Annotated in this window: 16 protein-coding genes; 7 read left to right on the forward strand and 9 right to left on the reverse strand. The window is 69.3% G+C overall.

Annotated elements, in window-relative coordinates; all coding sequences use genetic code 11:
* Positions 1 to 35: 35 nt before the first annotated feature.
* Together ACTJKO_RS01870 and ACTJKO_RS01875 are read right to left on the reverse strand one after the other, a co-directional pair.
* Positions 36 to 1,019: a hypothetical protein gene (locus ACTJKO_RS01870; protein ID WP_440685090.1), complete on the reverse strand. Its 984-nt coding sequence runs from the start codon at positions 1,017 to 1,019 to the stop codon at positions 36 to 38.
* A 75-nt stretch (positions 1,020 to 1,094) separates the two neighbouring features.
* Positions 1,095 to 2,216, reverse strand: a complete 1,122-nt coding sequence (locus ACTJKO_RS01875; protein WP_440685092.1) for a GNAT family N-acetyltransferase — start codon at positions 2,214 to 2,216, stop codon at positions 1,095 to 1,097.
* A gap of 89 nt (positions 2,217 to 2,305) precedes the next feature.
* On the opposite strand from ACTJKO_RS01875, the gene dcd reads away from it, so the two are divergent.
* The 3 genes from dcd (at position 2,306) to ACTJKO_RS01890 (ending at position 3,877) form a co-directional block, all read left to right on the forward strand.
* The gene (gene dcd / locus ACTJKO_RS01880) at positions 2,306 to 2,893 is read left to right on the forward strand and encodes a dCTP deaminase (protein ID WP_440685094.1); all 588 of its coding nucleotides are present in this window, start codon (positions 2,306 to 2,308) and stop codon (positions 2,891 to 2,893) included.
* Positions 2,894 to 2,990: 97 nt separating this feature from the next.
* The gene (locus ACTJKO_RS01885) at positions 2,991 to 3,506 is read left to right on the forward strand and encodes a helix-turn-helix domain-containing protein (RefSeq protein WP_440685096.1); all 516 of its coding nucleotides are present in this window, start codon (positions 2,991 to 2,993) and stop codon (positions 3,504 to 3,506) included.
* The gene (locus ACTJKO_RS01890) at positions 3,503 to 3,877 is read left to right on the forward strand and encodes a HepT-like ribonuclease domain-containing protein (RefSeq protein ID WP_440685098.1); all 375 of its coding nucleotides are present in this window, start codon (positions 3,503 to 3,505) and stop codon (positions 3,875 to 3,877) included. Before ACTJKO_RS01885 ends, ACTJKO_RS01890 begins: the two co-directional genes overlap by 4 nt.
* Before the next feature lie 119 nt (positions 3,878 to 3,996).
* Here ACTJKO_RS01890 and ACTJKO_RS01895 read toward each other — a convergent pair whose 3' ends face one another.
* The 4 genes from ACTJKO_RS01895 to ACTJKO_RS01910 all read right to left on the reverse strand — a co-directional run bounded on the left by ACTJKO_RS01895 (position 3,997) and on the right by ACTJKO_RS01910 (position 9,553).
* Positions 3,997 to 5,088: a substrate-binding domain-containing protein gene (locus ACTJKO_RS01895; RefSeq protein ID WP_440685100.1), complete on the reverse strand. Its 1,092-nt coding sequence runs from the start codon at positions 5,086 to 5,088 to the stop codon at positions 3,997 to 3,999.
* Positions 5,089 to 5,175: 87 nt separating this feature from the next.
* Complete coding sequence (gene mmsB / locus ACTJKO_RS01900; RefSeq protein ID WP_440685101.1) at positions 5,176 to 6,468, reverse strand: multiple monosaccharide ABC transporter permease; 1,293 nt, start codon at positions 6,466 to 6,468, stop codon at positions 5,176 to 5,178.
* Complete coding sequence (gene mmsA, locus ACTJKO_RS01905; protein ID WP_440685200.1) at positions 6,465 to 7,988, reverse strand: multiple monosaccharide ABC transporter ATP-binding protein; 1,524 nt, start codon at positions 7,986 to 7,988, stop codon at positions 6,465 to 6,467. The genes mmsB and mmsA overlap by 4 nt, the downstream gene beginning before the upstream one ends.
* A gap of 545 nt (positions 7,989 to 8,533) precedes the next feature.
* Entirely contained in the window at positions 8,534 to 9,553 is a 1,020-nt protein-coding gene (locus tag ACTJKO_RS01910) for a LacI family DNA-binding transcriptional regulator (RefSeq protein WP_440685103.1), read from the reverse strand.
* Positions 9,554 to 9,862: 309 nt separating this feature from the next.
* Here ACTJKO_RS01910 and ACTJKO_RS01915 point away from each other — a divergent pair, with 309 nt between their 5' ends.
* The 4 genes from ACTJKO_RS01915 to ACTJKO_RS01930 all read left to right on the forward strand — a co-directional run bounded on the left by ACTJKO_RS01915 (position 9,863) and on the right by ACTJKO_RS01930 (position 15,004).
* A complete protein-coding gene (locus ACTJKO_RS01915) occupies positions 9,863 to 11,146 on the forward strand; it encodes an MFS transporter (protein WP_440685105.1) in 1,284 nt (427 codons plus the stop codon).
* 33 nt (positions 11,147 to 11,179) lie between these two features.
* The gene (locus tag ACTJKO_RS01920) at positions 11,180 to 11,956 is read left to right on the forward strand and encodes an SDR family oxidoreductase (RefSeq protein ID WP_440685107.1); all 777 of its coding nucleotides are present in this window, start codon (positions 11,180 to 11,182) and stop codon (positions 11,954 to 11,956) included.
* 106 nt (positions 11,957 to 12,062) lie between these two features.
* Complete coding sequence (locus ACTJKO_RS01925; protein ID WP_440685109.1) at positions 12,063 to 13,580, forward strand: FAD-binding oxidoreductase; 1,518 nt, start codon at positions 12,063 to 12,065, stop codon at positions 13,578 to 13,580.
* Positions 13,577 to 15,004 (forward strand): FGGY-family carbohydrate kinase, encoded by a 1,428-nt coding sequence (locus ACTJKO_RS01930; protein WP_440685111.1) that lies wholly within the window; start codon positions 13,577 to 13,579, stop codon positions 15,002 to 15,004. Before ACTJKO_RS01925 ends, ACTJKO_RS01930 begins: the two co-directional genes overlap by 4 nt.
* Positions 15,005 to 15,082: 78 nt before the next feature.
* Here ACTJKO_RS01930 and ACTJKO_RS01935 read toward each other — a convergent pair whose 3' ends face one another.
* The 3 genes from ACTJKO_RS01935 to idi form a co-directional block, all read right to left on the reverse strand.
* Entirely contained in the window at positions 15,083 to 16,132 is a 1,050-nt protein-coding gene (locus ACTJKO_RS01935; RefSeq protein WP_440685113.1) for a magnesium and cobalt transport protein CorA, read from the reverse strand.
* 226 nt (positions 16,133 to 16,358) lie between these two features.
* Positions 16,359 to 16,946, reverse strand: a complete 588-nt coding sequence (locus tag ACTJKO_RS01940; RefSeq protein WP_440685115.1) for a glycerol-3-phosphate responsive antiterminator — start codon at positions 16,944 to 16,946, stop codon at positions 16,359 to 16,361.
* 49 nt (positions 16,947 to 16,995) lie between these two features.
* Positions 16,996 to 17,538 carry an isopentenyl-diphosphate Delta-isomerase gene (gene idi, locus ACTJKO_RS01945; protein WP_440685117.1) on the reverse strand — a complete coding sequence of 181 codons (543 nt, stop codon included), beginning with the start codon at positions 17,536 to 17,538 and terminating at the stop codon, positions 16,996 to 16,998.
* Between the last annotated feature and the right edge of the window lie 13 nt (positions 17,539 to 17,551).

A 17,551-nucleotide genomic window follows, 5' to 3' on the forward strand; every position in this document is an offset into this window, starting at 1 on the left:
GTCCACGAATGCGACTGGTCGTCCATCGCCGCCGGTCAGCACGCTGCGTCGAGCGCCCGCTCGAGGTCGGCGATGGCTGCATCGGCCTGCCGTGCGATCTCCTCCGGATCACGTCGGAACCGTGCCAGGGAAGCGACACTGTCAAGGCCGCCCTCGATGATCCCGCGGACGGCGGCCGGATCGACGTGCGACGCGAGCGAAGCAGTCATCTTGGACATGGGAGCCTTCTCCGATCGGCGCCCGAGATCGAACACAGCCAGGGTCTCGACGATGGACCTGAGGTACGGCAGGTCGACGTTCCGCGTGACGACGTTCGCCGTGGCGGATCGTTCCATCGGCAGCAGCCCGAACGTGTAGCCGTCGCACAAGCGGGTGAAGAGGAGGTCCCAGGCCGCGTTGGAGGCCCGCTCCCGGAGGCGCGCTGCGGTGGCTGGCCCGCTGTGCTTCAGGAGGCGCTGCGCGGCGCCCTTCCGTTGAGCGTCCCCGCAGAGGAGGTCCACCGCGACCTGAACCCCGTACGTGTCGAAGACGCCGAGGGTGTCCCTGGTCCAATCCACGACCTCGCCGAGTGCCCGCTCGGCAGCCTTGCCACGCAGCCCCTTGTAGGAGGATGCGACGTGCAACGTCTTCAACAGGACGCCGTAGTTGACGCTGATCGCCGCTTCCGGCGACGGGATGTCGGCGATCCTCGGCAGAGGAACCTTCCGGGGCCATGCCCGATCCCGATCAGCTGGTGGCACACGCGCTTCGAACGCACGACGGACTTCGTCCGGGGACCAGTCCAAGACCGTACCGAGCGCATGCGTCATACGTCGGTAACGGAGGACGTCGACGGTCCGCTTCGGTCGGCTCCAGGTGGCCTCGGCGACTGCCCATCCGTAGTTGATGTCTACGGTGTGTTCGAATCGTCCCCGGTTGGGAAACGCGAGCAGGAGCTCGCGTAGGTCAGCGGAGGGTCGAACTTCCCCGAAGTAGAACCGCTCGATGTCGATTGCGACGTTCGTGTCGAGGATGAGCACCTCCAGATCACGGCTGTCGAGGCCTGCCCGGGTACTGATCGTCGTGTATGGTCCGATCTCCATTGCTCTCTCCTCTCAGGATCCAGCCGCGGGCGCAGCGCCGAGCGAGACGCGTCGCTCCCAGATCCCCTCGCTGCCCACACCGACGAACCCGACCGCCTCGTTGACGTCGAGCATGGGCCGGTTCTCCTCGGCGTTGAAGGTGACGATCGAGGGTCGTCCCGGGAAGTCGCGCTCGACCGTCTCGATGCCCACCACCTTGAGCAACCACCCGAGGCGGTGTCCGCGGTGCTCCCGCAGGACGAGCGTGTCCCACTGCATCACGGCGCGGCCGTCGTCGTGCGGCACGGCCAGCTGCGTGAAGCCGACCAGGGCCGCGGTCGGCACGTGCTCCACGGCGACGGTGAGCATCGTGCGCGGCGCCCGGGCGAGCTCGTCCTCGTGCGCTCGGAGACGGTCGGCGGTCCAGACGTCCTCCGGCTCCTCCATGTCGCCGTCCGGCGCGTCCGTGCTCATGCGCGTCTGCAGCACGGCGAGGTCGTCGAGCCACCGCTCGGGCGTCCGCCCGGTCCAGGTGTGCACGCGGTGGTCCGGACCCGCGGCGGCCATGGCACGGTCGTGCAGCTCGCGCACGACGGAGGGGTCGGCGGGCAGGGCGAGCCGGCTGATGCGGTTCACCTGGCCGAACCGCCACCCGCGCCCGGTGAGGAACCGGACGCCCGCCTCGTCCTCGGGGACGGCTCCGGCGCCCGTGGGTGCCGGCAGGTACCCGGGGCCGACGCCGGGGCCGACCTGCCGGGAGACCGCGTACGTCTTCCACTGCGTCCGGCCCTCGGCGCGTGCGAGGGCCTCGAGGTGGTCGGCGAGGAGCGTCCCGACCCCGCGGCGCTGGTGCTCGGGGGCGACCCCGACCGCGAGCCAGCAGTTCGGCGTGCTCGGATCCTGCTTCGTGTCGTACGAGCCGGACGCCACGACGGTGCCGGCGTCGTCGCGCACGACGAACAGTCGGCTCGGGGCGCCGGGTTCGTGGCACAGCGGGAGGTACTCCTCGGGGCGCCAGGACAGCTCGGTGAGCCCGTGCACGGCGACCTCGGCCGCGTCGGACACCCGCAGCCAGTCGCGGAAGGCCTGCACCGCCACCGGGTCGTCGTCCATCGTCGCCGGGACGGTGAGCTCGTGCACGGTGTACGCGGTCATGGTGGTCCCCCTCGTCGCGATCGCGCCGCCCGACGCCGGGCAGCCTCGCAGCTTATCGACGCGGGCGCCGGGCCGCTAGGCTGCTCGGCGTGCTGCTCTCCGACCGCGACATCACCGCCCAGCTCGCCGAGGGCCGGATCGGGCTCGACCCGTACGACGCCTCGCTCGTCCAGCCCTCGAGCATCGACGTCCGCCTCGACAAGTTCTTCCGGTTGTTCGACAACCACAAGTACCCGCACATCGACCCGGCCGTCGACCAGCCCGACCTGACGCGCCTGGTCGAGACCGACGCGGACGAGGCGTTCGTGCTGCACCCGGGTGAGTTCGTGCTCGGCTCGACGTACGAGGTCGTGACCCTGCCCGACGACATCGCGGCCCGGCTCGAGGGGAAGAGCTCGCTCGGTCGTCTCGGCCTGCTCACCCACTCGACCGCCGGCTTCATCGACCCGGGCTTCTCGGGGCACGTCACCCTCGAGCTCTCGAACGTGGCGACCCTGCCGATCAAGCTCTGGCCGGGCATGAAGATCGGGCAGCTGTGCTTCTTCCAGCTGTCCAGCCCCGCGGACAAGCCGTACGGGTCGGCGGAGTACCAGTCGCGGTACCAGGGCCAGCGCGGGCCGACGCCGTCCCGCTCGGCGCAGAACTTCCTGCGGACGGACGTGTCCCGCCGGTCATAGCCGCGGAGCGATATCGCGCTCCGCAATCTCCGCGGACGGGCGCTGCGAATCGTCAGATGTGCCTCGTCAAATGTCGCATTCTGTGTATCGTGGCCGCATGTCCGCAGTTCTCCCTCGGCCCGCACCGCCAGTGTCGGCGGCCGGCCTCATCCGTGACGCCCGCCTCCGCGCCGAGCTCACCCAGGTGCAGCTCGCCGACCGGGCCGGCGTCACGCAGAGCGTCATCAGCACCTACGAGAACGGCCGCCGTGAGCCGTCGCTCGCCGCGCTGCAGCGGCTCCTGCTCGCTGCGGGGTTCACGACCGCGATCGACCTGCACCCCGTCGAGGAACCGCCTCCGCTCCGCGATCGGGTGGCGGCCGCGCGCGGGGAGCTCCTCGCGATCGTGCACCGGTTCGGCGGCCGGAACCCCCGGCTGTTCGGCAGCGTCGCCCGGGGCGAGGACGGCCCGGCGAGCGACGTGGACCTCATGGTCGACCTGGCTCCGGGGCTCGGGATCTTCGCGCTCATGCGGATCCAGGACGGCGCCGAGTATCTCCTCGGGGTCCGGGTCGACGTCGTGGACGCGGCGGGCATGGGTGCGGACGCGGTCCGGGACGCGGTCCCGCTGTGAGTCGTGACGTCGGGGACCGGCTCGACGACGTCATCCGTGCGTGCGGGGTGATCCAGCGGTACGTCGACGACGACGCCCTGCCGGAGGACCTCGTGTACGACGCCGTCCGGATGCGGCTCGTCGAGATCGGCGAGGCGGTCCGGATGCTGCCGAGCGCGGTCACCTCGGCGGAGCCGGGCATCCCGTGGTCCCGGGTGTCGCTCCTGGGGGAGCGGTTGACCCGGCGCTACTTCGACACCACACCAGCGGTGGTCCTGGGGACGGCGCGGGTGGACGTGCCGTCCCTCTGCGAGGCCGTGCACCGGCTGCGGGCCGCGCACCGGACCGGACGGGCGGCCGACACGGGAGGCGCCGGGAACGTGAGCGCGTGACGTACGGCAGGCGCGGTGCCGGCCGGCCCGCGCCTCCCGTCCGTCTCCGTGGACGCCCGGAACGCGGAAGGGCCCCGTCTCGCCGGAGCGAGACGGGGCCCTTCGTGGTGCTGGGGAGATCAGCCCTTCTTGGCGAGCGCCTCGAGGGTGTCGTTGCCCTTGTAGGCCTCGACCGCGTTCTCCTTGGTGACGAGGATCGGCGTCAGCTCGACGGCCGGGACGACCTTCGTGCCGTTGTCGTTGTTCTTGTCCTTGGTCGTCTTCGGGGTCTTGCCGTCGGCGAGGTCGGACACGAGGTCGATGGCTGCCTGGGCCTCTTCCGTGGTGTTCTTGTAGATCGTCGAGTACTGCGTGCCGTTCATGATGAGCGGGATCGACGCGGTCTCCGAGTCCTGACCGGTGACGACGGGGTTCGGCTTGCCGGCCGCCTTCGTCGCGGTGAGGATCGCACGGGCGAGCGTGTCGTTCGGCGACAGCACACCGTCGAGCTGGGCGCTCGTGTACGACTTCGTCAGGATGTCGGTCATGCGCGACTGGGCGTTCTGCGCGAGCCAGCCCTGCGTGGTGACCTGCGAGAACTTCGTCTGACCGGAGACGACCTTGAGCGTGCCGTCGTCGATCTTCGGCTGGAGGACGCTCATCGCACCGTTGAAGAACACGGAGGCGTTGGCGTCGTCCGGCGAACCGGCGAAGAGCTCGATGTTGTACGGGCCGCTCGACTTCTTGGCCTTCATGCCGTCGAGGAGGGCCTGCGCCTGCAGCTGGCCGACCTTGAAGTTGTTGAACGCGACGTAGTAGTCGACGTTCTTCGTGTTCAGGATGTTGCGGTCCCAGGCGATGACGGTCGCGCCGGACTTCTTCGCCGCGGCGACCTGCGTGCCGAGCTGCGAACCGTCGGCGGCGCCGATGATGATCGCCTTGGCACCCTTGGTGACCATCGACTGGATCTGGCCCTGCTGGTCCGGAACCGGGTTGCCGGCGTTGGCGTACTGGATGTCGGCCTTGAAGCCGGCGTCCTCGATCGACTTCTTGAACGCGGCGCCCGCGAGCACCCAGTTCTGCGAGGTCTTCGCCGGGAGGGCGACACCGATGAGGGCGCCCTTCTTGATCTCCGAGCCGGAGCCCGAGTCGGTGCCGCGAGCCGAGCAGCCGCTGAGGGCGAGGCCCGCGACGAGTGCCAGGCCGATGCCGGCGATGAGCTTCTTGCGCATGAGATTGCTTTCTCTTCGTTGAGGAGTGGTGCTGTTGGTGGTGGGGGTTCGTGCGCCCGGTGGATGGTGCCCACCGGGCGCGACGTCTTAGTGGGAGTTGACCTTCTCGGGCTGGTCCTCGATGGAGCGGGGCTGTGCCGCTGCCACCGTGTTCTGCTCCGTGTCCTTCTTCTGGAACTGGCGCATCATGCCGCCGATGAGCGACGGGCGTCCCTGCGACTTCGAGTAGACGTCGAAGGCGACGGCCACGAGCAGGACCAGACCGCGGATGATCTGGACGCGGTTCGACTCGAGGCCGATCAGCGACAGACCGTTCGACAGGAGCGCCATCACGAGACCACCGACGATGGAGCCGGAGATCGTGCCGATGCCACCCGCGACCGCGGCGCCACCGACGAACACGGCGGCGATCGCGTCGAGCTCCCAGCCGGTGCCGTCCGCGGGGCCGGAGGCACCCGAGTAGCCGACGAACACCATACCGGCGACCGCGGCGAGGACCGACATGTTCATCATGACGAAGAAGTTGACCTTGCGGGCGCTGACGCCGGAGAGGACCGCAGCGTTCGCGTTGCCGCCGACCGCGTAGACCTGGCGACCGAAGATCGTGTTCTTGGTGATGAAGCCGTAGATGATCGTCAGGACACCGAGGATGATCGCGACGATCGGGATCGACGTGCCGGCGGGACCGGCGGCGAAGAGGTACGTGGCGACGAGGGTGACGAGCACGAGCACGCCGGTGCGGACGACCGAGACCCAGAGCGGGACGAGCTCCGCCTGCATCTTCTTGCGACGCTGGCGACCGCGGGCCTCCATGAAGATGAGGACCAGGCAGGTGACGAGGCCGAGGATCAGCGTGCCGTTCGAGAACCCGAAGTCCGGACCGAAGTCACCGAGGTAGCCGGCGCCGATCGGCTGGTAGCCGTCCGGGACCGGGACGGAGGTCGAGTTGCCGATGATCTGGTTCGCACCGCGGAAGATGAGCTGGCCGGCGAGCGTGACGATGAACGCCGGGACCTTCACGAACGCGACCCAGAAGCCCTGCCAGGCACCGACCGCGGCGCCGACGGCGAGGCCGAGGACGATCGCGAGCCAGACCGGGAAGTGCCACACCGACATCGACTGCGCCACGATGATGCCCGTGAACGCCGCGACCGAACCGACCGACAGGTCGATGTGGCCGGCGATGATCACCATCACCATCCCCAGCGCGAGGATGAGGATGTAGGAGTACTGCAGGAAGACGTTGATGATGTTCGTGGGCTCGAGGATGAGCCCGTTCGTGGCGATCGAGAAGATGATCAGGATCGCGATCAACGCGATGATCATGCCGTACTGGCCGATGCTGTTGCCCTTGCCGAAGAGCAGTTTCAGGTTCTTCATGAGACGAGTGCGCCCTTCCGCGCGGAGGTCATGCTGCGCATGAGGGTTTCTGGGTCGGCCTGGTCCGCGGGGACGTCGGCGGTGATCTGGCCCTCGAAGATCGTGTAGATCCGGTCGGAGAGGCCGAGGAGTTCGGGGAGCTCGGAGGAGATGAGGATGATGCCCTTCCCCTGTGCCGCGAGCTGCTGGATGATGCCGTAGATCTCGAACTTCGCACCCACGTCGATGCCGCGGGTGGGCTCGTCGAGGATGAGGACGTCGGGGTCGGTGAACATCCACTTCGACAGGACGACCTTCTGCTGGTTCCCGCCGGAGAGCTTGCCGACGTTCTCCTCGACCGAGGGCACCTTGGTGCGGAGCAGCTTGCGGTACTTCTCGGCGACGTCGTACTCCTCGAGGGAGTCGACGACGCCGGCCTTCGAGATCTTCTGCAGGTCGGCGGACACCGTCGAGCGCTTCACCGAGTCGAGCAGGTTGAGGCCGAGGGCCTTGCGGTCCTCGGAGACGTAGCCGATGCCGTTGTCGATGGCCTGCTGGACGTTCGTGACCTTGATCTCGCGGCCGTCCTTGATGATCTGTCCGCCGAGCCAGTTGCCGTAGGACCGACCGAAGATGCTCATCGCGAGCTCGGTGCGTCCGGCGCCCATCAGGCCCGCGAAGCCGACGATCTCGCCGCGGCGCACGTGGAAGGTCGAGCCCTTGCAGACCAGACGCGAGGCGTCGAGCGGGTGCTGCACCGTCCAGTCACGGACCTCGAAGAACGTCTCGCCGATCTTCGGGGTGCGGTCCGGGAAGCGGGACTCGAGCGAACGGCCGACCATCCCGCGGATGATGCGGTCCTCGTTGACGCCGTCGCCCTTGACGTTCAGCGTCTCGATCGTCTTGCCGTCACGGATGATCGTGATCTCGTCGGCGATCTGCTCGATCTCGTTCAGCTTGTGGCTGATGATGATGCTCGAGATGCCCTTCGCCTTCAGCCCGACGATGAGGTCGAGGAGGTGCTGGGAGTCGTTCTCGTTCAGGGCCGCGGTCGGCTCGTCGAGGATGAGGAGCTTGACGTCCTTGTGCAGGGCCTTCGCGATCTCGACGAGCTGCTGCTTGCCGACACCGATGTTCTTGATCTGGGTGTCCGGGTCCTCGTCGAGGCCGACGCGGGCGAGGAGGTCCTGCGCACGCAGCTGGGCGCTCGTCCAGTCGATCACGCCGAACTTCGACGGCTCGTTGCCGAGGAACAGGTTCTCGGTGATCGAGAGCTCGGGGATGAGCGCGAGTTCCTGGTGGATGATGACGATGCCGGCCTGCTCGGACTGCTTGATGTCCTTGAACCGGACCTCTTCGCCTTCGTAGACGATCTCGCCGTCGTACGTGCCGTACGGGTACACGCCGGAGAGGACCTTCATGAGGGTCGACTTGCCGGCGCCGTTCTCGCCGCAGATCGCGTGGATCTCGCCGGCACGGACGCTGAGCGAGACGTCGGACAGCGCCTTGACACCAGGGAACTCCTTGGTGATCGAGCGCATCTCGAGGATCGTCTCGGGTGCGGTGATCGACCGGGTCTCGAGTCCGGTGTCGATCGGGGTTGACGCCACGGTGCATCTCCTTCTGCCGCTGTCGTTGCGGCAGTTGTTCGGGTGGTTCTGCTGCGGCACCGAAGGCACACAAGGGCTGTGTGGACTTCGTTGTCGCGTCCGGTGTCCTGCTCGGTGACGGTGCATGTGACCGTTCACATCGGCGGAACGGAGGTAATACTACGCACGGGATCGGCGCGGCTGTCAATTCGGATTGGTCGCGTTTTCGTAACGGCCCGCGTGATCCGGCGGAACTGCCTCCGGGACGCCCCCCACGTTGGGGTGGTGGGCGCCGCGCGGCGTGGACGTCCGCGGGTTCCCGTGCCCCTTCCGGTCGCGCGACGTGCCGCCTGCGGTCGTTCCGGTCGCACGACGCGCCGCCCGCGGTCGTTCCGGTCGCACGACATGCCGCCGGGCGGAGAGGTGAGCGGCCAGTCGTGCGACCAGAAGGGCGGGCGGCCAGGGCGGGACGGGAGGCGCGGACGGCCAGCGGCGCGTCAGCGCTTCCGCGGGGCTCCCGTGGACCCGCGCACGACGAGCTGCGGCACGATGTCGATCGGCCGGAGCAGTTCGTCCTCGCTCGGGAGCAGGAGGTCCACGCACCGCCGCCCGAGCTCGGCGAAGTCCACCTGCACCGTGGTGAGCGGCGGCCAGAAGTGCTTCGCCTCGGGGATGTCGTCGTAGCCCACCACGGAGAGGTCACCGGGCACGTCGAGGCCGTACGAGCGTGCCGCGTGCATGACCCCGAGGGCCATCTGGTCGTTCGAGCAGAAGATCGCAGTGCAGTCCCGCCACCGCAGGAGCTCCCGGCCGGCGTGGTAGCCGAAGTCCGCCGTCCAGTCGCCGAGGATCGGCGGCACGACGGGCATGTCCCGATCGGACATCTCGCGGAGGAAGCCCTGCATGCGGGCGTCCGCCTCGATCCAGTCCTGCGGTCCCGCGATGTGCCGGACGTACTCGTGGCCGAGGTCGAGCAGGTGGGCGGTGGCGAGCCGAGCGCCCTCCATCTGGTCCACCCACAGGGCGGTCGGGTCCTCGCCGACGCTCGAGCGCATGGTGACGTACGGCGTGCGGATCCCGAGTTCCTCGATGAGGTCGAACACCCGCTGCTGGGGCGCGATCACCACGATGCCCTCGACGTCGAGGTCGAGCAGGTGCCCGAGGCCCTGGCGCACCGCGGCGTCCGTCGCATCGGTGATGTTGGCCGTCGTGACCGAGTAGCCGCGTGCCATCGCCGCGTCCTCGATGGCCTGGAGCGCGACGGCCGGACCGTAGTGCGCCCGACGGGCGGTGAGCACGCCGATCGTGTGCGTCCGGCTGGTGACCAGCGCGCGGGCAGCACGGTTCGGCCGGTACTGCAGCTGCTCCATGGCCGCGAGGACACGGTCCCTGGTCTCCGCCCGGATCGCGTCCGAGTTGTTGAGCACCCGCGACACCGTCTGGTGCGACACGCCTGCCACCCGCGCGACGTCGCGGATGCTGGGCGACCGCGGTTGCTGTGCCCGCGTCGACGCCATTGCTACTCGTTCCTGCCCGGGGCCGTGGCACGCCGATGTGCACGTTCACATTCCGAGCCAGATCATTATGCACGTCGTCGACATGCGCGCCAGCTGAGTTGTCCTCCTCGGCTCGATCGGCTACGGTTCACGTCGTATCCGGCACGTCACCCGAGCCGGAACGCACAACTGCAGATCGGCCGCCCTCTCGGGGCGGCAGTCGCTCCAGACCTCAGAGAACAGCGGCACCCGCAGCGCACCAGCGCTGGGGTGTCGCTGTTTTTTTTGTCCCCCCACCACGTTCTCCCCCACCACCACGAAGGAGTGGTCTTGACCAAGGCACGCAGACTGACGAGCTTCATCGTCCTGTCCATGACCGGCGGCGCGATCTTCCAGGTCGCCTACATCCGGTTCGTGTTCCTCGCCGACACCGCGCACGCACTCGACCTGTCGATCCAGCGCTACGGCGAGATCACCTCGGTGTTCGGCGCGGTCGCCGTGCTCATGTACTTCTGCGGCGGGTGGTTCGCCGACAAGTTCTCCCCGAAGGCCCTCATCGTGGTCGCCCTCGCCGGGATGGGACTCGTCGACCTGTGGCTGTCGACGGTGCCGGACGAGACCGGGGTCGTGATCGCACACGTGCTCATGGCCGTGCTCGGGATGGGCCTGTACTGGTCGTCGCTGGTGAAGCTCATCTCGATGCTCGGGTCGGCGGACGAGCAGGGCAAGCTGTTCGGTTGGCTCGAGGGCGTCCGCGGCATCACCTCGACGATCGTCGGGTTCATCGGTGCCGGGATCGTCGCCGCCGCCATCGCGGACTCGAGCGGGGTGCTCTGGGTGATGCGGATCTACGGCGTGCTCTGCCTCGTGTTCGCGGTGCTCGTGCTGTTCGTCGTCCGCACCGACCGCGCGGCGCTCGGGCAGGTCGAGCGGCAGGCCGTGTCGCTCCGGGAGCTCGCCGCGGCGGCACGGAACAAGTACACGTGGCTGATCGGGTTCTCGATCATGCTCATGTACTGCTTCTACACGCTGCTCGGGTACCTCACGCCGCTGCTGCAGGACGGCTTCGCGGTGCCGGTCGTGCTGCTCGGCGCCATCGGCGTGATCCGCACCTACGTCTTCCAGATCGTGGGTGGCCCGGCCGGCGGCGTGCTCGTCGATCGGTGGACGAAGTCGTCCCCCGCGTTCCTCCGCTGGGCGTTCGTCGTCGCCGCCGTCAGTGCGGTGGGGTTCCTGGTCCTGCCGCACGACCCCGCGCTCGTCTGGGTCGCGGTCGCACTGATGATCGTGATGTGCGTCGCGGTGTTCACCTCCCGCGGCATCTACTGGGCCCAGGTCGGCGAGGTCGAGGTCCCGCTCGCCCAGCGCGGTGGTGTGATCGGCCTGGCATCGGGCATCGCCTACCTGCCGGACGCCTTCCTGCCCGCCCTGGGCGCCTGGTGGGTCGGCGACCCGTCGAACGGCGTGCCGGAGCAGGGTGGTGGGTTCACGACGATGTTCGCCGTCTTGCTCGGCGCAGCCCTCCTCGGCATCTTGCTCACCACCCTGACCATGCGGATCCGCCGGCGCGAGGTGCGTCGCCGCGAGGCAGCCGACGTCGTCGTCGCCGCCTGATCCCCGCCCCTCCCACGAAAGGAACCCACCCCCATGGACATCCGTGACTTCTCGATGGACCTGTTCTCCCTCGCCGGCAAGCGGGCGATCGTCACCGGCGGCAACTCCGGCCTCGGGCAGGCCTTCTCCCTCGCCCTCGCCAAGGCCGGCGCCGACGTGTTCGTGCCGAGCGTGGTCGACGACGACGGGACCACCCGGGCGCTCGTCGAGGCCGAGGGGCGCCGCTACGAGTTCCTCGAGGTCGACCTCACCGCGGACGACGCCCCGGCCCGCATCGTCGACGCCTGCACCGAGCGGCTCGGCGGGGTCGACGTCCTCGTGAACTCCGCGGGCATCTGCCTCCTCGACGACGTCGAGGCGTTCGACCGCGCCAAGTGGGACCCGATGATCGCGGTGAACCTCACGGCACCGTTCGCCCTCGGGCACGCGGTCGCGAAGCACTTCGTCGCCCAGGGCTCCGGGAAGATCATCAACATCGCGTCGTTGTTCGCGTTCCTCGGCGGCCAGTGGTCGCCCGCCTACGCGGCGACGAAGCACGGCATCGTCGGGTTCACGAAGGCGTACTGCGACGAGCTCGCCCAGCACAACGTGCAGGTCAACGCGATCGCACCGGGCTACTTCGCCACGAAGATCACGGAGCAGACCCGGTCGAACCCGGAGACGAACCAGCGCGTGCTCGACCACATCCCGGCGGGCCGCTGGGGCGACGTCGCCGACCTGATGGGGGCGACGGTCTTCCTCGCGTCCCGGGCCTCGGACTACGTCAACGGCCACACGCTGACCGTCGACGGCGGGTACCTCGTGCGGTAGACCCGGCCACGTCACGGACACCAGGCGCGGGGCGGCCGCGCCCCGCGCCTCCAGGCAGCACACCCCAAGACCAGAGCAAGAAACACACCAACGAAGGGCTCACATCATGATCGACTCGATCGCCACCCTCGACCGGGCCGAGATCCTGCAGCGTCTCGCCGACATCGTCCGCCCCGACCAGATCGACACGGACGACCAGCACCTCAAGGACGCCAGCGTCGACCGGTTCAAGAAGTACCAGTCGGTGCACGGCATCTACGACGCCCCGACCCCGGTCGCCATCGTCAACGCCGAGTCCACCGAGGACGTCGCCGCGGTCCTCGCGTTCGCGAACGACAACCTCGTCAACATCGTCCCGCGGACGGGACGCACCGGCACCGAGGGCGGCCTCGAGACGAGCGTCGTCGACACGATCGTCCTCGACTGCTCCCGGATGGACGCCGTGCTGCGGATCGACGAGGAGAACATGCAGGTGACGGTGCAGGCCGGCGTGCCGCTCCAGCGCCTCGAGGACCAGCTCCGCGAGCAGGGGCTGACGACCGGCCACTCGCCGCAGTCGAAGCCGCTCGCCCAGTACGGCGGCCTCGTCGCCACCCGTTCGATCGGGCAGTTCTCCACGCTCTACGGTGCGATCGAGGACATGGTCGTCGGGCTCGAGGCCGTGTTCCCGGGCGGCGCGGTCCGTCGCATCAAGGCCGTCCCGCGACGTTCCGCCGGTCCGGACATCCGCCACGTCGTCATCGGCAACGAGGGTGCGCTCTGCGTCATCACCGAGGTCACGGTGAAGGTCTTCAAGTACCAGCCGGAGAACAACGAGTTCCACGGTGCCCTCGTCGACGACATGCGCACCGGGATCGCGATCCTCCGCGAGGTGATCGTGAACGGCTTCAAGCCGAGCGTCGTCCGCCTGTACTCGCCGGAGGACGCGAACCAGCACTTCTCCCACTTCTCGAAGGGCAAGTGCGTCGTGGTGTTCGTCGCCGAGGGGCCGGCCGGCATCGTCCGGGCGACGAGCGCGGAGATCCAGCGCGTCCTCGACCAGCACGAGCACGAGAAGGTCGACCCGGCACTGATCGAGGCGTGGTTCGACAACCTCAACTGGGGTCAGGACAAGATCGACGCCGAGAAGCAGGTCATGCTCCGCGACCGACAGCTCGGTTACACGACCGAGGTCTCCGCCGACTGGTCCGCCGTCGGCGACGTGTACGACGCCGTCATGCGGCGCATCCGCGAGGAGTACCCGTACGCCGACGACCTCACGATGCTGGGCGGCCACTCGTCGCACAGCTACCAGACCGGCACGAACATGTACTTCGTCTACGACTACCGGATCGACTGCTCGCCGGAGGAGGAGATCGAGAAGTACCACATCCCCCTCAACGCGATCATCGTCGAGGAAGCGCTCCGCCACGGCGGCTCGATGGTCCACCACCACGGTGTGGGCAAGTACCGCACGCCGTGGGTCGAGGAGGAGCACGGTTCGGCCTTCGCGATCATGGCGGGGCTCAAGGCGCAGTTCGACCCGAAGGGCATCATGAACAAGGGCACGGTGTTCCCCGCCGCCGGAGCGATCCAGCCGGCCGCCGCCGACCCGGACACGCAGTTCGGGAACGCCCGACCGTGACGCGGTACCTCGTCGGCATCGACAACGGCTCGCAGTCGTCGAAGGTCACCGTCTTCGACGAGTGGGGCGGCGTCGTCGCCGAGGGTCGGGTGCCGCTCCGCCCGAACCACACCCCGGCCCCCGGCGTGGTCGAGCATCCCGACGACGACATCTGGGACTCGATCGCCGCAGCGTGCCGGACGGCGATGGCGGCGTTCCCCGGGGACCCGTCCGAGATCGTCGGCGTGGGGCTCTGCACGATCCGGTTCTGCCGGGCGGTGCTGCGGGCCGACGGTTCGCTCGCGCAGCCGGTGCTCAGCTGGATGGACGCCCGCGTCGGCGCCCCGTTCGTGGCCGAGCACGACGACGTCGCCTACGTGACGACGTCGTCCGGCTACGTCACGCACCGACTGACCGGCACCTTCCGGGACACCGCGGCGAACTACCAGGGCGTGTGGCCGATGGACACCGACACGTGGCGCTGGAGCACGGACGAGCAGGCGTATGCCGCGACCGGCATGCGCCGCGACCAGTTGTTCGAGCTCGTCGACCCCGGGGAGCGTCTCGGGACGGTCACGCCCGAGGCCGCGCTGGCCACGGGTCTGCCGGTCGGCCTACCGGTGGTCGCGACGGCGAACGACAAGGCCGTGGAGGCGCTCGGCTGCGGGCTGCTCGACCCCTCCACGCTGCTGGTGTCCCTCGGGACGTACATCGCGGGCATGTCCGTGGGCGACCGGAACATCCGGGACGCCTCCGACTTCTGGACGAACTTCGGCTCGGAGCCCGGCACGTACCTGTACGAGTCCGGCGGGATCCGGCGCGGGATGTGGACGGTGAGCTGGTTCCGCGACCTGCTCGGTCCGGAGGCGGCGGCCGCGGCGGAGGCCTCCGGCGAGCGCGTCGAGGACCGGCTCAACCGGGAGGCAGCCACGGTCCCCGCCGGGTCGGACGGCCTGCTGACCGTGCTCGACTGGCTCGCGCCGGCCGAGGCCCGCTTCCGGAAGGGCTCGATCCTCGGCTTCGACGGTCGGCAGGGTCGCGCCCACGTGTACCGGTCGATCCTCGAGGGGATCGCGATGACGATGCGCGAGCGGGGCGACGCGATGGGTGCGGAGCTCGGCACGCGCTACGAGCGGGTCGTGGTCTCGGGAGGCGGGTCCTCCTCCGACCTCATGATGCAGGTGATGGCGGACGTCTTCCAGGCGCCGACCATCCGGGTGGTCGGTGACAGCGCGGCGGGCCGCGGTGCGGCGATCTGCGCAGCGGTCGCGACGGGGGTGCACCCCTCGTTCGGCGCCGCCGTGGCGGCCATGGTCGTCGAGCGCGACCGGTTCGCGCCGGACCCGGGGACGGCGCCCGTCTACGACGCGTTGCGCGCGGTGCACGCCGACGTCACGACGCACACCGACGAGGTGTACCGGCGGACCGCCGCGATCGTCGGCTGACCGACACGGTCCGAGGTGACCGCCTGGAGGCGCGGTGCCGGTCCACGAGACCGGTGACGCGCCTCCAGGCGGTCGCGGCTACAGCCAGTTCCGCTTGCGGAACCAGGCCCACAGGATCGTCATGAGCAGGACCATGCCGACGATCGCCGCCGGGTAGCCGTACTTCCAGTGCAGCTCCGGCATGTCGTCGAAGTTCATCCCGTACACGCCCGCGATGAGGCCGGGCGCGAACAGGATCGCCGCCCACGAGGAGATCTTCTTGACCTCCTCGCCCTGCCGGTGCGCCGCGCGTGCGAGCTGCCGGCTCTCCTCACCCTGGGCGAGGCTGGCGCTGGTCATCCGGCGCATGGCCTCGTTCTGCTCCTGGGTGACGAGCGTGGAGTGGAGCGTCAGTGCGTTCTCGAGCAGGGCGCGGAAGGAGTCCACGCGCTCGGTGACGCGGAGGGCGTGGTCGAGCACGTTCCGCAGCCGGTGCTGGACCTCGTCGTCGACGCCGTACTTGTCGGCGCCGCGCAACAGGCCGTTCACCATCGCCGGCACCGGGGTCGTCGCGCGCTGGAAGGCGAGCACCTCGCTGAGGAGCTGGTAGATGCGCTTCGAGACGCCCGGGTCCACCTGCCCGGCGAACAGCTGGTCCTCGATGGCGTCGATCTGGTCCTGCAGCACCTCGACGACCGGGGCGTAGCCGTCGACCACCTCGTCCAGCACGGCGGCGGTCACCGCCTCGGAGCCCTTGGCGAGGAACCCGGGGTCTGCCTCCACCCGGGAACGCAGCGCGGCGAGGTCCGGACGCTCGGCGTGCCGGACGCTCACCACGAACCGGTCGCCGACGAAGAGGTGCACCTCGCCGAACTCGACCGCTTCGGCACGGTTGTCGAACCACGCCGGGCGGAGCACCAGGAACAGCGTGTCCCCGTAGCGCTCGAGCTTGGCGCGCTGGTGACCCTTGCGGGCGTCCTCCACCGCGTTCTCGTGCAGGTCGAACTCGGCCGCGACCGTCTCGAGCTCCGACGGGTCCGGGCGGAGGAGTCCGATCCACGCGAGGTCGCCCCGTGCCGGCAGCGACAGGGTCGACCCGGACTCGACGCGACGTCCTCCGACGTAGACGGCGTTGTCGATCAGTGCCATGTGCGTGCTCCTCGTGGTCGGGAGCAGGCAGGCGCGAACCGCCCGGTCGGGGGCGGCGGGGATCAGGAAGCGGGCGTGCCGGTCCGGCAGGGCAGGAACCGACGGCCCGATCGAGGATGGTCACCCGACATCGCGCCTCACCTGCCCTTCTGTTCGTCCGTGGGCTGCCACGTGCAGCCGACGACCGACACTACCCCTGCGACCGGGCGGGGCCAAGTGAACGTCCTTACATGCCCCAGACGTCACGGTTGGAGGACGCCACCGCGACCGCACCGGCGCCGAGCGCGGCCACCACGTCCGCCTTGTCGCACACCAGGCCACCGGCGATGACCGGCACGGTGGTGTCGTCGCGGAGCCACGTGATCACGCGCGGCATGCACCCGGGCAGGATCTCGATCGCGTCCGGGCGGGCCTGTTCGACCACGCGGGGGAGCTGGTGGTACGAGAACGAGTCCACGAGGAAGAACCGCTGCACCGCCACGAGTCCGGCGCGCTTGGCCGCGCGGATGAGGTTGGACTTGGTGGAGAGCACGCCGTCCGCCCGCGTGTGCTCCGCCAGCCAGGTGACGACGACGTCCCGCGCGGCGAACCCGTCGAGCAGGTCGACGTCGACGAGGACCGTCTTGCCGGCGTCCTTCGCCCGGTCCACGATCTCGACGATGTCGAGCACACTGCCGTAGAGGACGAACACGACGCCGCGGTCCGATGCGAGCACCTCGTCGAGGGCGGAGGCGTCCTTCACGCTGGCGATCACCGGGTCGTCGCGGAGCGCCTCGAGCACCCCGTGCGCGACATCGCGTTCCGTCGTGGTCATAGCGACCATTGTCGATGCTGCGCCCTGGAAGCGCGCTGCCCGGACCGCCTCAGCGGGTGACGTGCAGGCCCGCTGCCGACAGCTCGGCGAGCTGCCAGCCGAGCCACGGACTCCACGCGAACGGCGCGCCGGCGACGGCCTCGCGGAGCGCGTCCTCCGACACCCACGCGTACTCGGCGACCTCGTCGTCCGCGGGGGCCGGAACGTCGTCCGTGACCGCCCGGTACACCGGGCACACCTCGTTCTCGACGATGCCCGAGGCGTCGACCGCGCGGTACCGGAAGTCCGGCAGGACGAGCTCGACGTCACGGACGGTGATGCCGAGTTCGCGGGAGGCGCGGCGCGCGATGGCGTCCTCGAACGACTCGTCCGGGCCCGGGTGACCGCAGAACGTGTTGGTCCACACCCCCGGCCACGTCTTCTTCGACAGCGCACGACGGGTCACGAGGACCTCGCCGTCCGTGTTCCGCACGTGGCACGAGAAGGCCAGGTGGAGGGGCGTGTGGTCTGTGTGCACCGTGAACTTGTCCGCTGTGCCGATCGGGGTACGGTCGTCGGCCAGAAGCACCACGGTTTCCGGGAATGCGCTCATCTGCCTCGATAGG

Source organism: Curtobacterium sp. 22159 (assembly GCF_052045775.1).
Lineage (GTDB): Bacteria > Actinomycetota > Actinomycetes > Actinomycetales > Microbacteriaceae > Curtobacterium.